Raw genomic sequence first — 16,426 nt, forward strand, 5'->3', positions numbered from 1 at the left:
CCGCAACCAGCCCAGTGAACGCGGCCGCGGCACCCGCCGCATCACCCGCCCTACCCCGCCAGTAGGCAGCGCCATGCCGGGTGCTAAGGGTGTCCGGATGGTCCGACCCCAACACACGCACCCGATCCGCGACCAGCTCAGCAAGGGCAGGCGCGGCTCCCGCCGCATCACCCGCAGCCGACCGCCAGTAGGACGCGTTGTCACGGGCGTTGAGTGTCTGGGGGTGGTCCGGCCCCAGCACCTGGATCTGGTCCTTCACGAGTTCTGCGAGTGCTGCTGCGGCGCCGGCGGCATCGCCTGTCTCGCCGCGCCAGTAGGCGAGCATGTGCCTGGCGAGTAGGACGCCGGGGTGGTGGGGGCCGAGGATTCTCAGCGCGTCGTCCTGCAGTTCGTCGAGGGCGGCGACCGCGCCGGCCGGGTCTCCGGCCTGGCCTCGCCAGTGCGCGAGCGCGGCACGGGTGTCGAGGGTGTCGTGGTGCGCTGGGCCTTGCAGGCGTAGCCGGTCGTCTAGGAGGTGGGTGAGCACGGTGGTGGCGCCGGCGGCGTCGCCGGCCTCGCCTCGCCACCATGCGAGCTGGTGGCGGGTGTGGAGGGTGTCGGGGTGGTCGGTGCCCAGGATGTTTGTTGCGCGGGCCTGGAGTTCGGTGAGGTCGGCGGCGGCGCCGGGGGCGTCGCCCGCTTCGCCTCGTAGCTGGGCGAGTTGTCGGCGGGTAACGAGGGTGTCGGGGTGATTCGGGCTCAGCACCCGGGTCTGGTCGTCGCCCAGTGCGGTGAGCGCGGTCGCGGCGCGGGCTGCGTCGCCGGCCTCCCCCTGCCACCGGGCGTGTTCGTAGCGGGCCTTGAGTGTGTCCGGATGCTCTGGCCCGAGGTTTCGGGCCGCGGTCGCGACGAGCGGGTCGAAGTAGTCGCGGGCTGCCGCGACCTGGCCGCTGTCACCGAGGCTGCGCCCGGCGCGGAACAGCACCGGATGCGCCGCGGCCTTGAGCAGATGCTCTTCGGCGCAGTCCCGTAGTGCGGCGGTGTTGGCGCGCAGGGCTCCGGCGAGAGCGGTGTCGCGTTCCACTTCTGGCCAGGCCGCCGTCAGGGCGTCGGCAGCGGTGCCTGCGAGCCGCTGGTACTGGTCGGGGGTGATGGTGTCGCGGACGGCGCGCTGGAGGAGTTGGTGGACGCGGACGGAGGCGCTCGGGTGCTCGGGGGTGTGGGTGATCAGGCTTAGCCGGTCCAGTGTCCCCAGCGCGTCCGCCGCCTCGACGGCGCCGACCGGCTGGCCGGTGGTGGTGTGGCGGCCGGTGTAGTCGCGGTGGGCGGTGAGGTGGGCGAGGACGACCTCGTCGGTCAGGACCGCCTGGGGGATGCCGTTCGGGTCCAGGAACGCGGCCAGCTCCAGCATCGGGCGAGCCAGCCCCGCCGGCGGCATCGCATCGGCCCTTTCGATCGACAGCTCCCACGCAGTCGCTGCTGTGTGGGGGTGCCCGTCCGGCAGTCGCTTGGGCGCGGCGTCGGCGAGGCGCGCCGCGCGGTCGGCCAGGCGCTCGCGGTATTCAGCGCAGTTGGTCTTGGTGTCGATGAGGTAGGCGGCGGCCTGGGCCAGGGCGAGCGGAAGGTGGCCGATGTCGGCAGCGAGGGCGGCGAGCTGGTCGGCGGGTTCGGTCCGCCCGCGGTCTGCGAGGGCGTCGGTGAGGTGGGCGATGGCCTCGGTGGGAGTGAACAGGCCGACCTCAATCAGGTGGCGTCGGTGGCCTGTCAGGGCGGCGTCTTTGCGGCGGGTGGTCGCCAGGATCCGGCCGGTGGGCGGCACGGCGGGCGGCCACAGGCCGTCCAGGTCCTCGGGGTCGGTGATGTCGTCCAGGACCACCAGCCAGCGGCACGGCCGCTGGGGAGCGGGCTCCAGCCAGGCCAGGAATGCCTCAGCGGCGGCGGGGTCGGCGGGGTCCGCGGCCAGGAGTTCGGCGGCGGCTTGGGCGTAGCGGGCCACGACCGCCTGGCGGCTGGTCGCGGTCACCCACACGAGAACGTCCAGTTCTCCCGCCTGCCAGGCGGTGCGGGCGTAGTCTGCGGCGAGCTGGGTCTTGCCGACCCCGCCCATCCCCGACAGCACCCCACCCGCGGCCGCGCGGGCGCCCTCTACCTCCGCCGTCCCGCCGGCCGCCAGCACCCGGCGCAGCCTTGCCCGCTCGGTGCGGTCCTGGAAGCTCGCTGCGGTGGGCGGGATCATGCCCACCTGGTGCGGCCACGGTGCGCGGGTCTGGGCAGCGGCGGGGTAGTAGACGTTCTGGGTGCCTTTGCCCAGGACCGGGCCGTGGAAGCCGCCGCCGGAACGGAACTCGAGGTGGTCGCCAACCGGGCCGGTGCCGGACCCGGGCTGCGGGTGCTGCCCCGTCACTGCGGCTTGGTGCCGTAGTGGATGTGCTGGACGCCCTTGCCCTGTACGGGGCCGTTGAACGTGCCGTGGGAGAAGTTGATCCGGTCACCCGCCCCGTCCGCGGTGTCGGCGTCGCGGTCGGCCTGGAGAGACTGCAGGTGCGCAACGATCTCTGCCAACGCCTCGGCGAAGCCCGGATCCCGCTCGGTGGCCTCCTCCAGCGAATCCGTCAGCCGGCGGTGTGTGCGCTCCGTGAGCTCCTCGCGGCCTGCGGTCGCCTCCTCGACGACCATCCCGAGGGCCGGATCCTGCCCGAGCTTCGCCCCGACCACCTCGTGCAGCCGGTCCATACCCGCGTCCACCGCCCGGTCGACCTCCCCGTCCAACCGACCCGCGATCCGCCCGGCCTTCCGCACGGCCCACGCGAACACGTAACCAACCACGATCTCAACGCCCGGAACCATGTCCCGACCCCCTCCACCCGGACACACTGACAACACGTCAGACGGTAGTACCCGCCCCCCTTCCACCACACCCCAAACAACCGACTTCCATCAAGGGCACCGAAGCGTCAAGGCGATCAGCTCGGCCGATGGGTGCTCGTCCAGCGCGCTGGCCGGGTGGTCCAGATTGTCGGAGGAACAGCAGGAGTTGCTGGCGGCGCTCGGCATCGCCAAGGACTACGTGCTCGCCAAGGAGGCAGCGGCGAAGGCAGAGCGGACGGCGGGCCCGGAGCCTGCCCTCAACAGCCACTCAGCCATCAAAAGCTGTCCGCAGGGAGGGTCGTGGCCTGAGCCTGAGCAGTGGCCAGCTGTGGGTTTTCGGGTGTCCAGCAGGGATTTTGGGCGAGTTGGACGCATTCCCAGAGGGACTTGATGGTGTCGGGTCGGCCGTTCAGGGTGGTAACAAGGGTGGCGATGTCAGGCCACGAGAAGTGGGTTCCGTCGAGGATGGCGGCGACCTGGTCTGCAGTGAGGCTCGCGCAGGTGCGGGCAAGGGCGGCCGGGTCGGGCTGGTGGGCTGCAAGATAGAGGCCTTGCAGAGCGGCCGTAAGGTCGGCGCGGGCTTGGGCTTCGGCCTGGGGGCGGCCAGCGAAGAACGGGCGGGATGCCCTATGCCCGTGGGCTTCCTCCCACAGGACGCGTAGAGGTTGGTGGTCCACGCCGCAGGCCATCGCGAAACGGCTGACAATATCCCAGCCCGGGGTTCGTGTGCCGGCGAGCATGCGGGAGACATACGAGGGGGAGACGCGAGCCTCAGTTGCCAGCCCGCGCATGGTCTTGCCAGAGGCGCGCTGGACGTGTGACAGGGCGCTGGCGAGCCGGGCTTCGGGGGGCTGGGTGTCATCGCTGGCGCGTCGGCGTCTGCCGGTGTTGTGGACGAGGGACGGGCTTGGACTCGGGCGTCGGCGCTCGCTGCGGCGGTGGACGAGCCGGGCCCCGCGTTCCTCCGCCCAACGGCTGCGGGCGGTTTCGGTGCTGACACCCAAGACCTTGGCGATGTCCGCCCAGCGAATGTCCCTGCCCCGAGCCTGAAGGACGATCGCCATGACGGTGTCCTCCAGCTCCCTACTCAGGGCGCCTACCGCTTCGAGTTCGGCGTAGTCGCTGATCCGCGGGTCGGTGGACTTCGCGATGTTGCGCAGGCGCTTGGCATGGTCAGCCAGTGTCTCAGTGAGCTGGCGGACCACGCGGTCGTACAGCATTGCCTGCTCGGGCTGCGGGGCCTGAGGGGCAGCACGGTGGGCTGCCGCACGGCAGCGCGCGCTGCAAAAGCGCGGCAGCCGGCCCCTCTTGGCCGCGCGCGTGAAGGGTTTGAGGCACTGCTCGCACTCCAGGTGCCTGCCGGTGGCAGGTTCCTTGGTCATTTCCCGTCCTTGGAAGGCCGCAGGTCCCGCGAACGGGTGAGACCTAGCGGCCGGGTTTCGTTGCGAAGAGGCCAGCAATCTTGTCGGGGCGTACGAATTCCCCGCAGGGCTGGCAGCACCGCCGGGAAACGGTCGCTGGCCACTCCCCTCGCGCCATCGTGCGCGAGAGGGTGACCGACGGTCCGACTTCACATACGACGTTCCAGGTAGATGTAGGAGCGGTTGGCAATTCGGCCAGCCGCCCACATCACGCTGGCCGTCCCGAGGCCGGAGGCTGCACTGTGCCAGAGCAGCGAGGAAATACCGGCAATCGCCACAAGCAGGCCACCTTTCAAAAGTACCCGGATGTCAACGGCCTTGCCGGCCCCCCTGGCGATCCGGGCAGGCATGTTAGGTTCGGTGACACCAGCTTGCCCGTGCACCATGGGCAGGCACTGGTTCCGGTCAGGACTCATACGCGAGCTCCTTGATCGATAAGTGTTGTGGTAGAGCCCCGGCATTCGGTTTCTGAGGCCCGCCGGGGCTCTCCGTATGCGCGACACTACAGCGGGATCACCCGGGCCCGTTAACCACTCATCGGCTTAATTGACGTACCCACGTTCATATTCGAACAAGTCGATCAAAATCATTCAGGTTCGATCGAATATCGATCCTTCGATGCCATTATTCTAACTTTTCCTTTCGCGTTGTGGGATCGGTTCGATCTGTCAAGACGGACGATAGATAAATTTCCGTGTCCGCTGCCCGGCCATCGTCCCTCCGAGTCCACGACTGGACCTACTGGCACCACGGCAAGAACACCCGTAGCAGTTCACAACGTTGACAGCGCGCACAATGCGCCTGCGCGTCAACACATCGGCTCCATGGGCCAAGTCGGCTATGACTCAACTGATCCCACGTAGTCCCACCAAATCAACCAGTGCCTATCTACAGCCGGCTGCCCCACATCTACCAAGCAAGACTCCACTGCGGGGAGGTCCGGCCCTCTCACGGTGGATTGGGGTGGGGCGCTGGACATTCAGGGCCAGCAGGGCGGCCCCGGACGAGTCGGCGGGCCAGGCACCGTCGAGATGTCGCCGTCCGAAGCCGCCGAGCCGACCCCGAAGTGCGCGGGCCCCGTACAACGGAGCGTCACCCTGGCGTCGGGCTGGCCCACCCACGAGTGACGAACCGTCAGGCTCCGTCGCCGTGCTGCTACGAACGGTGCCATGATCATCGCTCGCGTTCTGCGACCCGCCATCCTGCTCGCTCTCGCCACGGCGCTCTTGGCGGGTCTCACCACCACGCCCGCCTCCGCCGCGGCGGCCCACGGCCACCGTTCCCCCGGACGGGTCGTCAACACCACCCTGTACGACGGGATCGAGGCACTACCCATCGCTCCGGAGGACCGCACCGGCTACGTCCGCACCGCTTTCCGGCACTGGATCGATGCCGACAAGGACGGCTGCAACACCCGTAAGGAAGTGATCATCGCCGAGGCGGTGGAGGCCCCCACGGTCGGGCCGGGCTGTTCACTGACCGGCGGCCGCTGGTACTCCGCCTACGACGGTGTCACCGTCACCGACTCCGGCGCCCTGGACGTCGACCACCTGGTCCCGCTCGCCGAGGCCTGGGACTCCGGCGCCTCCGCCTGGAGCCCCCAGGAGCGCGAGGCCTACGCCAACGACCTGGGCGAGGACCGCGACCTGATCGCCGTCACCGCCCGCTCCAACCGCCAGAAGGCCGACAAGGACGTCACCGACTGGCTCCCCATGCCCAGCTACGTCTGCACGTACATCACCGACTGGACCGTCGACAAGACCCGCTGGGGCCTGACCGTCGACGCCGCGGAGAAGGACCGCCTCCACCAGCTCGCCGCCGGCTGCGCGAACGAGCCGATCACCCTCGAACTGGCCCGCTGACCCAACGACCCGATCCAGGAGTCGTCCGGGTCGCCTACGCCACCGGGTTCAGCGGCGCACCGTTTCGCTCCACGGCCACGCCGGCGATCCGGACCTCCACCACCTCGCGACCCAGCTCCTCATCGAGCACCACCACGATCTCAGGGGTCGGGGCGAGCGCGCGCAGCTTCTCCTCGACCGCCCAGCCGCGGCGCTCGGCCGCGGCCTGGACCATCACCGGGTGCGCTGCGATCGCTGCGACCGTGGTCCTGTAGACACCGCGCAGCTCGACCTCGCGGGCCAGGTCCTCCTCGCGCCACGGCTGCTCCTGGACGCCGGCGCCGGCAGCTGCGGCGGCCGCGCGCCGGGCCAGCGTCATCTCCCACGCGTGAACGTCCAGGGCTCGCCGGGCGGCGCCGCGCGCACGCTGCAGGTCGATGAGGTCTTCGGGCAGGGGCTGGTCTTCGGACATGGTCTCGGATCCTAGGGTCGAGTCGGGCGACGGTTGGGGTCCGCTCCGGGCGGCGCGCCGAGTGGGCGCCCCGGGCGGAGCAGCGGGCGGGTCACATCACGACCAGCACCTCGTCTGGCGTTCGGGAACCTGGCGCGGTGGGTGCCGGACCCGGCGTTGCTGGGCGCCCTGCTGGCGTTCGGGTCAATGCCGGCCTCGGGGATGGCCGGTCCCCGGTTGCGTCGTGGGAAGGCTGTGGGCGCTGCTTGGGAGAGGCGAGGGCGGCTGGGCGCAGGCTGGTGACTCCGAAGCGGCGGCCGATGCGGTCGATGATCGGCTCGAGGGTGCGGGCGTCCTCGATGGCGCGGTCGAAGGTGAGTTGCTCGGCCGTGCCGGCGCGGTGGGCGAGTTCGCCGGCTCGGGCGCTCACCGCCCGCACGCGTGCTCGTTGCAGCCCGAGGGCGGAGAACAGGCCGTACAGCGTCTGCTGCAGCTCGGCTGTGCGGGCGGTGGGTTCTCGCAGGGTGCGTGAGCGGGTGATGGTAGAGCGGTCGGCGCAGGTGATCTGCAGCTCGACGATGCGGGCGATCTGGCCGGAGCTGCGGAGCCTGGCGCCGAGGTCGGTGGCAGCGCTGAGCAGGGCACGGCGTACCTCGGCCGGGTCGAGGACGTCGTGGTCGAAGCGGTGGGTGCTGGTGAGGGTGGCCGGTGGTCCGGCCGGGGTGACGGTGCGCCGGTCGGTGCCGCGGGCGCGCTCGTGCAGGAGGCGGCCGGTGGGCGCGCCGACGATCCGCTGCACGGTCGCGAGTGGAAGAGCGGCCAGGTCGCCGATCGTCTCGATCCCGTACCAGGTCAGGGAGCGCTCCAGCGCGGGGCCGACCCCGGGCAGGGCCCGCACCTGACGGCTCCACAGGAAGGTCTGCAGGTCGGCGGGGTTTTGAGGCAGCGGGTGGACGGTGCCGGGCGTTGCGATGTCGGCGGCCAGGGTGGCCAGCATCCGATTCGGCCCGATCCCGCCGGTGGTGACCAGGCCGTAGCGGGCGGCGAGCCGGGTCTGGAGTCGGTCGGCGAGCTCCACCGGGGACTGCCCGAAGTAGCGGACGGCGCCAGCCAGCTCGAGGAGCGCGCCGTCGGGCGGCAGGGCCTGGACGACGGGGGTAGTGTCGCCGAGCACCGTGAACAGCTCCCGGTAGATCGCGAAGCTGACGCGGTGGAAGCGCCAGTGCAGGATCACCTGCCTGCCGCCCGCGGTCATCCTGCGCTCCCCTGGCTCGCATGGAACAACCGGCTGGCTCCTGCCGGCGCGCTCGCCGGTCCTGGCGGCTTGTCACCGCGGTGCGCGGGGGCCGGATCGGCCGCGCCGACGGGTCCGGTGCTGGCCAGGGCGGATTCGCCGGCGAGCAGGCGCCGCACCGCGGCGGTGCCCCCTTGGTGGTGGGCGTTGGCGATGTCGGTCAGGCTCCAGGCGTGGGTGCCGACGATGGTGGCGGATCGGCCGCGGCGGGAGACGGTGCCGCGGGCGAGCAGGACGAAGGTGTGGAAGAGCGGGTAGGCGGCCTGGTCGTGGGTGTCGTCGAAGTAGGCGAGGTCGACCTGGCCCCCCTGACTGCCATCGTCCAGGGACACGAAGATGGTGCGCCGGCCCGAGCGCATCGGCGGGGTCTGGATGGCGATCTTGGCGCCGGCCACCAGGACCGTCTCCCCGGTCGGCACGTCCTTCAGTCGGTGGGAGGGGGTGACGCCGAGTTCGGCGAGGAGCGGGTGGTAGGGCTCCATCAGGTGGCGGGAGGCGTCCATGCCGATGACCTCCAGCTCGGCCCGTGTCTGCTCGCTGGGTGTCGTCGTGGGCAGGCCACTGTCGCCGGCCGGTGCGGTGACCTGGGTCAGCAGCATCTGCTCGGGGATGGTGGTGCTCGCGTGCTGGCGGTGGAGCTCGTCGAGTTGCAGGAGCAGGTCACGGCGGGCTGTTCCAGGGGCGAGCGCGTCCAGGGCGCCGATGCGGGCCAGGCGCTCGGCGACGGGCTGGGAGGGGCGGGCGCGGACCCAGAAGTCTCCGATGTCGAGGTAGGGGCGGTTGCCGGCGATGCGTTCGGCCTGCTCGGTGCTGATGCCGTGCACCTCGGAGGTGGAGATGCGGATGCCGAGCCGGCCATCGGGCAGCGGTTCGGTGCGGTAGCGGGCGTCCGAGTGCTGGACGTCCAGCGGCAGGATCGGCACGCCGCGGCGCCGGGCGTCGGCCAGGATGTACCTCTTGGGGTACATGCCCGGGTCGTGCTCCAGCAGGCCGGCGGCGAACGCGGCCGGGTGGTGCGCCTTCAACCAGGCGGACTGCAGGGTCGGCAGCGCGAACGCCACGGCGTGGGCCTTGGCGAAGCCGTAGGCGCCCATGTTCTCCAGCATCGTCCAGACCCGGTCGATGACCTCCGGCCGGTAGCCGGCGGCCGCGGACCGCCGGCGGTACCAGGCCTCCAGGGCCGCGATCCGCTCCGGCTTGGCGAGCGCCCGGCGGGCCTCCTCCCCCATGCCCAGGTCGGTGCGGGTCATGGTGGTGAACAGGCCGGCGACCTGTTCGTTGAAGATGACCACCCCGTAGGTGGAGCGCAGCCATGGCTCGAGGTCGGGGTGGGGGTAGCGCACGGGCGCGGTGCCGTGGCGGCCGGCGATGAAGGGGCGGATCATGTCGGCCTGGACCGGGCCGGGGCGGAACAGCGAGATCTCGGCGACCAGGTCCTCGAAGGTGGTGGGTTGGAGTCGGCCGAGGAGTTCCTTCTGGCCGGGGGACTCCAGTTGGAAGACGCCGATGCTCTCGCCTTCGCGCAGGAGTTCGTAGGCGGCGGGGTCGGTGAGTGGGACCTGGGTGCGGTCGTCCAGGTCGATCCGGTGGCCGGTGGTGCGTTCGATCTCCTGGACGGCGTAGGCCATGGAGGACTGCATCCGCACGCCCAGGACGTCCAGTTTGAGCAGGCCCAGGCCGTCGATCTCGACGTCCTCCTTGTCGAAGGGGGTGCCGGGGAAGCCGTCCTGGGCGGTGGGCATGACGGGGGTGCGCTGCAGCAGGGTGGCATCCGAGAGGATGACGCCGCAGGGGTGCATGGCGGTGCCGCGGGGTAGGGCGTCGAGGCCTTCGACCAGGTCCCAGAGTCGGTCGTACCGTTCGCCCTGGGCGGCGACCTCGCGCAGTTCGGGGAGTTCGGCGAGCGCGGTGCGGACGGAGCGGGCGGTGATGTGCGGGAAGGCCTTGGCCAGGCGGTCGACCTCCTCCGGTGGCATGCCGAGCGCCAGGCCGGCGTCGCGCACCGCCCAGCGGACCCGGTAGGTCTCCGGCATGGACAGGGTGCAGACCCGCTCGGTGCCGAACCGCTCCAGGATGCGCCGGTAGACGTCCAGGCGGCGGGCGGACTCCACGTCCACGTCGATGTCGGGCAGCGAGTGGCGGCGCAGGTTCAGGAACCGCTCCATGATCAGGCCGTGGTCGAGGGGGTTCGCGAAGGAGATGTCGAGCAGGTGGACGACCAGGCTGCCGGCGCCGGACCCGCGGGCCTGCACGCGGATGCCCATCTCGCGGACGTCGTCGACGACCTGGGCCACGGTCAGGAAGTAGGTGGGCCAGCCGAGGGTCTGGATGACACGGAGCTCCTCCTGCAGGCGTCCGTTCATGGTGGGGCTGCGGTCGTAGCCGTGGCGGATCATCGCCGCCTGGCAGCGTTCGCGCAGCACGCGGGCGCTGGTGCCCGGGGCGGCGCCGATCTGGTCCTCCTCGGGGAAGTGCACGCGCCCGATGCCGAGGTCGGCCTGCGGGTCGAGGCGGCAGTCGCCGGCGGTGCGGGCGGTGGTGGCCAGCAGGTGCGCCGCCCCGCCGCTATCCCGGCCGGCCGCCCGTGCGACCTCCTCAGCGAGCTCCTCCATCGCCGCGGGGTCCTTCAGCCAGCGCTCGCCGTTGTCCACCGCGCCGGGCCGGATGGGGGTGAGTCGGCGGGCGGAGTCCAGGACGTCCGCGATCGGCGCCTGGCCGGGGGTCGCGTAGCGGACCGCGTTGGTGAGCACCGCGAGGAGGTCGAGGTCGGCGGCCAGGCCCACGGTGCGGGCGGCCAGGCGCAGTGAGCCGGGTCGGGTGCCGGTGCGGCGGTGGTGGACGGCTTCCAGGCGCAGGTGGGGGCCGTAGATGTCGCGCCAGGGGGCGAGGAGGTCGGTGGCTTTGTCGGGCCGGCCCTGCGCGAGGGCGTGGATCGGTTCGGAGGCGGGGCCCAGCAGGGCGGTCAGGCCGGCGGCGTGCTGCTGCAGGGCGGGCCAGGGCACGACCGGTTGGCCGCCGCCGGCCGCGGCGCGCGCGGCCCAGGCGGCGGTGATCAGCGAGCACAGGTTCGCCCAGCCGGTGCGGTCGCGGGCCAGCAGGGTGATGCGCGGGGCGGACTCGTCGACGAACGCGCCGCCGCGCGCGGGGTTGCGCGGCCGCGCACCGGCCGCGCCGGCCGGCAGCTGCAGGCGGGGCACCGCCAGGTCGGCGCCGAACAGCGGCCGGATCCCGGCCCTGGCGCAGGCCTGCGCGAACCGCACCGCACCTGCGACAGTGTCACGGTCAGTGAGCGCGAGGGCGCCCAGGTTCAGCTCGGCGGCCCGCTCGGCCAGCGCGCCGGGCAGGGAGGCGCCGTAGCGCACCGAGTAGCCGGAGGCGACGTGCAGATGGGTAAACACACTGGTCGCCTCCTCATAACGACCCCCATCGCCTCGTCCCGGTTTCCCCTCCGTCTCACCAGCCTAGCGCGTGTTCGATTATTTGTTCGAACCCATTGTCGGTCACGTAGAGTACGTGCCGAACGCAGGTCAGACCGAGCACCGAACCCGGGGGGCGCATGGACACGGCACGGCACCGTCGGTGGCGGCCCGACTTCCCGCTCGACCTCGCACGCGTCCTGCTCCCGCTGCGCCACGGCCCGCGCGACCCCGCCTTCCACACCACGCCGGACGGCTCGTTCTGGCGGGCCTCGCGCACACCCGCCGGGATCGGCACCCTGCGCATCACGGCGGCCGGCACCGAGATCGACGCCACCGCCTGGGGCCCGGGCGCCGACTGGCTCCTCGAACGGCTGCCGCTGCTGCTCGGCGCCGGCGACGACCCCACCGCCCGGGTGCTGCAGCACCCGGCGCTGCGCGAGGTCCAACGCCGCCACCCCGGACTACGGCAGGGAGCCAGCGGTCTGGTCCTGGAGTCGCTCATCCCCGCAGTCATCGAGCAGAAGGTCACCGTGCTGGAGGCGCACCGCTCCTGGCGCTACCTGCTCACCCGCTTCGGCACTCCCGCACCCGGTCCGCTGCCCGAGCTGCGGGCGGTGCCCTCGGCACGCGAGTGGGCGCTCATCCCGTCCTGGGAGTGGCACCGCGCAGGTGTGGACCCCAAGCGGGCCGACACCGTGCAGCGCGCGGTGCGCCTCGCCCCGCGCCTGGAAGAAGCCTCCGCCATGGGCCACGACGCCGCCGTCACCCGCCTGACCCTGCTGCCCGGCATCGGCCCCTGGACCGCGGCCGAGACCCTGCAGCGCTGCAACGGCGACCCCGACGCCGTCTCGGTGGGCGACTACCACCTGGCCAACCACGTCGGCTGGGCGCTGGCCGGCCGCCCGCGCAGCACCGACGAGCAGATGCTCGAGCTCCTCGCCCCCTACACCGGGCAACGCCACCGCGTCTGCCGGCTCATCGCACTCACCGGCACCCGGGCGCCGCGCTTCGGCCCCCGCCTGACGCCCGAGGACCACCGCGTCCGATGACCGCACCCACGCCCGCGACACCCTCACCCGAGGCTCGCCGGACGCCGGCCGGCCGCTGGCCGTACGGTCAGACCGTGACCAACCCACCGTCGTCGGACGCCGGGCGCGACGCCCCGCGGCCCGGCACCGCGGTCCCCGCCGCGCCTGGTCGGCCAGGCGTCGAGGACCTCGTCGAGGCCCCGCGGTCGAGGCCACCGTGCGCACAGGCTCGGCGGCGCCCGGGCGCGACCTGGTGGTCGAACTCGCCCGGCGGGCCGACGACGCGCTCTGGCAGGGCGGCGCTGGTCCTGCTCGGCCAGCTCTCCTCGAGGCCCGCCCACGCCCTGTCCGGCCTGTCCGAGCAGCAGCACATCGAACACACCCGCCAGATCGCGCGGACGGCCGACCCCCTCACCTCCGCCGTCCTTCACGTGATGGCCGCCCACCGCGGCAGTGGCGCACTCGCCACCCGTCCCCTGTGGGAGCAGACACCGCCGAATATCCGGCAGGCGGCACTTCAGGATCGGCTCATCACCGTGTGCACCTGGATCGGCTCGGACGGCGGCCAGCTCGGGCCAGTGCAGCCGTGCGGATCATCCGCGAGGCCATCCCCGACCCCAGCACCTGGCTGTGACCGGGCCTGCCCCGCAGGCCTCACGAAAGTGCGCCAAGCCGCCACCATCGCGCCGTGCCTTCGGGCGCCGTGCCGCGGTTGAGCACAAGTGATCCGACACAGCGACCCCGCTCTGCTGTCCAGCCCCCGCGAAGGGTGGACTCTGTGCCCGCTGCTCGTCCCGGCACCAGGCGGCTTGCCGGAACCGACCAACGCAACGTCAGAGCCTGATCCGGACTTGGAAACCGCCGCGCTGGCTTTGCCGCTGTTCGACAGGCTGCGTACCGACGCCGACGCCGCTTCCCGGGCCCTCGTGGCCATGGCCCTGCCCTCCACCCGTGTCCGCTGGATTCGCCTGACTCGCCCTGGGTGCACGTGACTAGGGGGACCGCCGATGAGCCGCTGGCCTTCGGCCCACCGATCGAGGTGGTGCGCCCGGTCGCGGCCGAGCAGCTACCCGCCGAGGGTCCGGCCGGCGCCTGGTACGAGCCCAAGTTGGACGGATACCGGGTGACGGCTTGGCGTCATGCCGACCGGGTCGTGCTGCTCTCCAGGGAAGGCAACGACCTGTCCGCCATGGCGCCCGACGTGACCGCGATGCTCGAGCGTCTGCCGGCCGGAGTGGTGCTGGACGGCGAGCTGTGCGCGGTCATCGACGGGCACCGGATGGAGTTTGCCGCCCTTGCCCACCGTCGTCGACGCGACCACGACTTCTGGCCACCAGTCGTGTACGCGGTCTTCGACATCCTCGCCGCGCCCCCGCACCGCGACCTGCGTCCGCTCCCGCTGGTCGAGCGGCACACTCTTCTGACGCGGTTCCTGGCCCCGGTGGAGCCGCCGGTCCAGCAACTGATCGGCACCCGCGACCGCGAGCTCGCACAGACCTGGCCCACCGCGATGGCCGCCGCGGGAGTCGAAGGCCTGCTCTCCAAGCCGCTGGACCGCCCCTACCTGCCCCGATCGGCGCGCTGGGTCAAGGTCCGCACCGGTGACACCGCCGACGCGCTGCTGGTGGGGATCACCGGCCCGGCTGCCGCACCCCGCCAGTTGTTGATCGAACTTCCCGAGCAGCAGCGGCTGCTCACCACCCCGCGGCTGGGCCGGGTCCAGGCCCACGCTCTGGGGGAGCGCCTGGCAGGTCTCCTCACCGGGCCGGCGGCGCACGACGCTCAGGTGGACGAGATGGTTCAGCCGCTCGATACCCCGCTGGCGGTGGAGGTCCACCTGACCCGGGGCCGGCACCCCGCCGCCCGCTACATCCGCGTGCGCGACGACCTCATGTGAGGGGCCTGCGAGCAGGGGTCGGTGACGGCCCATCGGTCCGGGTCAGACCGGACCGCGTCGGTGACGTGGTGCCGGAACCCGTAGCTCCAGGTGCGGGCACAGTGCCCGCTGGCGGTAGGCGCCGGCGACCTCGGTGCCGACGGTGTTCCAGAAGGGCCGGGCGGAGAACATGTGCCCGCCCAGGGTGTGCCAGGACAGGCCGGGGTGTTCGGCGCGCAGTTGGGCCAGGCCTGCGGTGGCCAAGCCCAGCCGCTGGTACTGCTCGCGGGTGTCCGGCTGCTCGACCCACGCCAGGCGGCAGTCGGCGCAGATCCGGTAGTCGACCTCGAAGACGGGCTCGCCGTGGAGGTAGGCGCCGCGGCAGCGCCAGGTGGGCCGCTCGGACGAGGGAGTGTCCTGCCAGGGTGTGCCCAGCTCGGGTGCGGCGTAGAAGCCGCGGCGGCGTCCCAGGCGGCCGCGGGTGAGCCAGCGCAGGGCCGCGCGCAGCGGTTCGCGTCCGGAGTCCCGACCGATCTCCCGCACCTGGGTGACGAGTCGTCGTGCCGCCCTCAGGTCCTCGTCCGTCGCCATGAGCTGCAGCCTGCCCGGCCGGCCTCACAGCGACACCCTCGAGGAAGGACGACCGGCTCTGGCTGTCAGTTGTTGGTAAGGACGGCTGTTGGTGAGGGGTGAGTAGGCCTTGGGGCTGTCGTAGCGGGGTGCGACAATCCGTCCGTGTCCGAGGAGCTCTCGCGTTGGTATCGGGGTCGCCTGGTGGGCGGTCCGTTCAGACCGTTCGACCCAGGCGAGTGCGCCGCGCTCGAACGGGAGATCGGGCTGCCCCTGCCACCCGCGTACCGCTCGTTCCTGGAAGCCGCTGGCGGGGAGAAGCTGGACTACTCGGTTCGCTTCCCGGCTTGTGAACCAGAACCGGTCCAGGGCTTCGAAGACATCTATCAGTTGGGCCGTGACGACGCCGGTGAGTACGGCTGGGGAACTCTCCTGGGCGAGTATCGGCACAGTCGCAATGGGTGGCTCGCTGAGAACGTGTCTCTGACCGGCCTGCTGCCCATCGCCCGCAACGGCGGAAGCGACACCCTCTTCCTGGATCTGAACCCGGCCACTCACGGCCAGCTCCATGCGTTCGTCCATGCCATCGCCTGGCCGGGGTATCTGGGCAGCCATGTCTTCACCAAGGTCGCCGACGACTTCGACGCCTACCTCGACAGTCTGTTCATCGACCCCGACATGGCGGAGGATGCCTGGGCTGATGTTGCCGAAAACGATCCCTCGGATCCTTGGCGGCGAATCGTCGAGGAGCGGCTGGACAAGGAACTGCCAGGCTGGCGTGTTAAAGGCTGGGCCACGACCTGATCGTCAGGCGCTCCCCTCACGTATCTTCGGGTCCCTGGGACTTCGCGGGGCCGCGTAGCCCAGGTAGTCCGCTCCGGCTCGCTCGGCGTAGCGCATCGCCGTCTGAGGGTTCACGCCAAGGGCGTCTGCCAGGACGGCTGGCGGAGCTGTGCGGACCATCTGGATCCAGGCTCTGGAGCGCGTGGCCATGGGCGGGATCCCGGATGGGTGCGGCTCGTTTCGAGTGAAGCTTGTGATCAAGGGGCGGTAGGCGCTTCTGTTGGATCGCCAGAAAATCCGGACAGGGTGGCGTGAGCTGCGGTTACTGTGCTGCCGTGATGCTGACTGATGCTGAGATAAGTGACTTGCTCGCCTCCGCCGGGCTCCGACTCGTCGAGCGAGTCCAGCAGGAGGTACGACTGCCCCCACTGCCGAAGTACGTGTCGCCTGCAAGCGCCGGCCCTGAGCACGGACGCTTCGACTCGCACCCGGACGAGGTCGCCGATCCGGACGCTTCGGACTTCGCCGACAAGGTCAATACGGGTTGGCATCGAATGGCCGCGGAGTTCGGGCTCCTCGACGAGAAGCGTGAGTTCCTGCTCGCGCTCGGCCGCGCGCGCCTTGGGGACGATTCGGACCGTGAGCCGTACGAGGTGTGGTTCAGAGTCCAACTGCTCGACGAGTGGGACCTGGTGAGAAGTGAGGTGGACTTGCTGCGGAGCGGCTTCGCGACCCACTTCACTGATCGTTTCGTTCCGGAGTTCACAGTGGCGTCCCTGGACGGCCAGATGATGATGAGTACCACGCTCTGGGGTGACGGCACGCTGAGCACCATCGTCATCCGCCCCTAATCGGCGCTCCCGTGGGACGGCCACTCCCGTCCTGGTCCGGTCGTC

Annotated in this window: 13 protein-coding genes; 5 read left to right on the top strand and 8 right to left on the bottom strand. The window is 71.3% G+C overall.

Annotated features, from left to right (window positions below; all coding sequences use genetic code 11):
- The 4 genes from fxsT to ABD323_RS16735 all read right to left on the bottom strand — a co-directional run.
- Positions 1-2,383, bottom strand: a 2,383-nt coding sequence (gene fxsT / locus ABD323_RS16720; protein ID WP_344442400.1) for an FxSxx-COOH system tetratricopeptide repeat protein, incomplete at its 3' end; no start/stop codon positions are given.
- Entirely contained in the window at positions 2,380-2,826 is a 447-nt protein-coding gene (locus ABD323_RS16725; protein ID WP_344442401.1) for a hypothetical protein, read from the bottom strand. The genes ABD323_RS16725 and fxsT, both read right to left, overlap by 4 nt.
- Positions 2,827-3,122: 296 nt before the next feature.
- Entirely contained in the window at positions 3,123-4,229 is a 1,107-nt protein-coding gene (locus ABD323_RS16730; RefSeq protein ID WP_344442402.1) for a helix-turn-helix domain-containing protein, read from the bottom strand.
- Positions 4,230-4,417: 188 nt separating this feature from the next.
- Positions 4,418-4,684: a hypothetical protein gene (locus ABD323_RS16735; protein WP_344442403.1), complete on the bottom strand. Its 267-nt coding sequence runs from the start codon at positions 4,682-4,684 to the stop codon at positions 4,418-4,420.
- Between the two features lie 753 nt (positions 4,685-5,437).
- On the opposite strand from ABD323_RS16735, the gene ABD323_RS16740 reads away from it, so the two are divergent.
- A complete protein-coding gene (locus ABD323_RS16740; RefSeq protein ID WP_344442404.1) occupies positions 5,438-6,130 on the top strand; it encodes an HNH endonuclease family protein in 693 nt (230 codons plus the stop codon).
- 34 nt (positions 6,131-6,164) lie between these two features.
- On the opposite strand, the gene ABD323_RS16745 is transcribed toward ABD323_RS16740, so the two are convergent.
- From ABD323_RS16745 to ABD323_RS16755, 3 genes are all read right to left on the bottom strand, one after another.
- Positions 6,165-6,581 carry a hypothetical protein gene (locus ABD323_RS16745; protein ID WP_344442405.1) on the bottom strand — a complete coding sequence of 139 codons (417 nt, stop codon included), beginning with the start codon at positions 6,579-6,581 and terminating at the stop codon, positions 6,165-6,167.
- 91 nt (positions 6,582-6,672) lie between these two features.
- Positions 6,673-7,815 (bottom strand): DNA polymerase Y family protein, encoded by a 1,143-nt coding sequence (locus ABD323_RS16750; protein WP_344442406.1) that lies wholly within the window; start codon positions 7,813-7,815, stop codon positions 6,673-6,675.
- Complete coding sequence (locus tag ABD323_RS16755; protein ID WP_344442407.1) at positions 7,812-11,252, bottom strand: DNA polymerase III subunit alpha; 3,441 nt, start codon at positions 11,250-11,252, stop codon at positions 7,812-7,814. The genes ABD323_RS16750 and ABD323_RS16755 overlap by 4 nt, the downstream gene beginning before the upstream one ends.
- 158 nt (positions 11,253-11,410) lie before the next feature.
- On the opposite strand from ABD323_RS16755, the gene ABD323_RS16760 reads away from it, so the two are divergent.
- Both ABD323_RS16760 and ABD323_RS16765 read left to right on the top strand, forming a co-directional pair.
- Positions 11,411-12,322: a DNA-3-methyladenine glycosylase family protein gene (locus tag ABD323_RS16760; protein WP_344442408.1), complete on the top strand. Its 912-nt coding sequence runs from the start codon at positions 11,411-11,413 to the stop codon at positions 12,320-12,322.
- A 967-nt stretch (positions 12,323-13,289) separates the two neighbouring features.
- Positions 13,290-14,198, top strand: coding sequence for an ATP-dependent DNA ligase (locus ABD323_RS16765; RefSeq protein WP_344442409.1), 909 nt, complete (start codon positions 13,290-13,292; stop codon positions 14,196-14,198).
- 42 nt (positions 14,199-14,240) lie between these two features.
- Here ABD323_RS16765 and ABD323_RS16770 read toward each other — a convergent pair whose 3' ends face one another.
- Complete coding sequence (locus ABD323_RS16770) at positions 14,241-14,768, bottom strand: hypothetical protein (RefSeq protein WP_344442410.1); 528 nt, start codon at positions 14,766-14,768, stop codon at positions 14,241-14,243.
- Positions 14,769-14,912: 144 nt separating this feature from the next.
- Between ABD323_RS16770 and ABD323_RS16775 the strand changes: the two genes are divergently transcribed.
- Together ABD323_RS16775 and ABD323_RS16780 are read left to right on the top strand one after the other, a co-directional pair.
- Entirely contained in the window at positions 14,913-15,551 is a 639-nt protein-coding gene (locus ABD323_RS16775) for an SMI1/KNR4 family protein (protein WP_344442411.1), read from the top strand.
- A 317-nt stretch (positions 15,552-15,868) separates the two neighbouring features.
- A complete protein-coding gene (locus ABD323_RS16780) occupies positions 15,869-16,381 on the top strand; it encodes a hypothetical protein (RefSeq protein ID WP_344442433.1) in 513 nt (170 codons plus the stop codon).
- Positions 16,382-16,426 lie beyond the last annotated feature (45 nt).

The sequence above is a fragment of the Kitasatospora nipponensis genome, assembly GCF_039528135.1.
GTDB lineage: Bacteria > Actinomycetota > Actinomycetes > Streptomycetales > Streptomycetaceae > Kitasatospora > Kitasatospora nipponensis.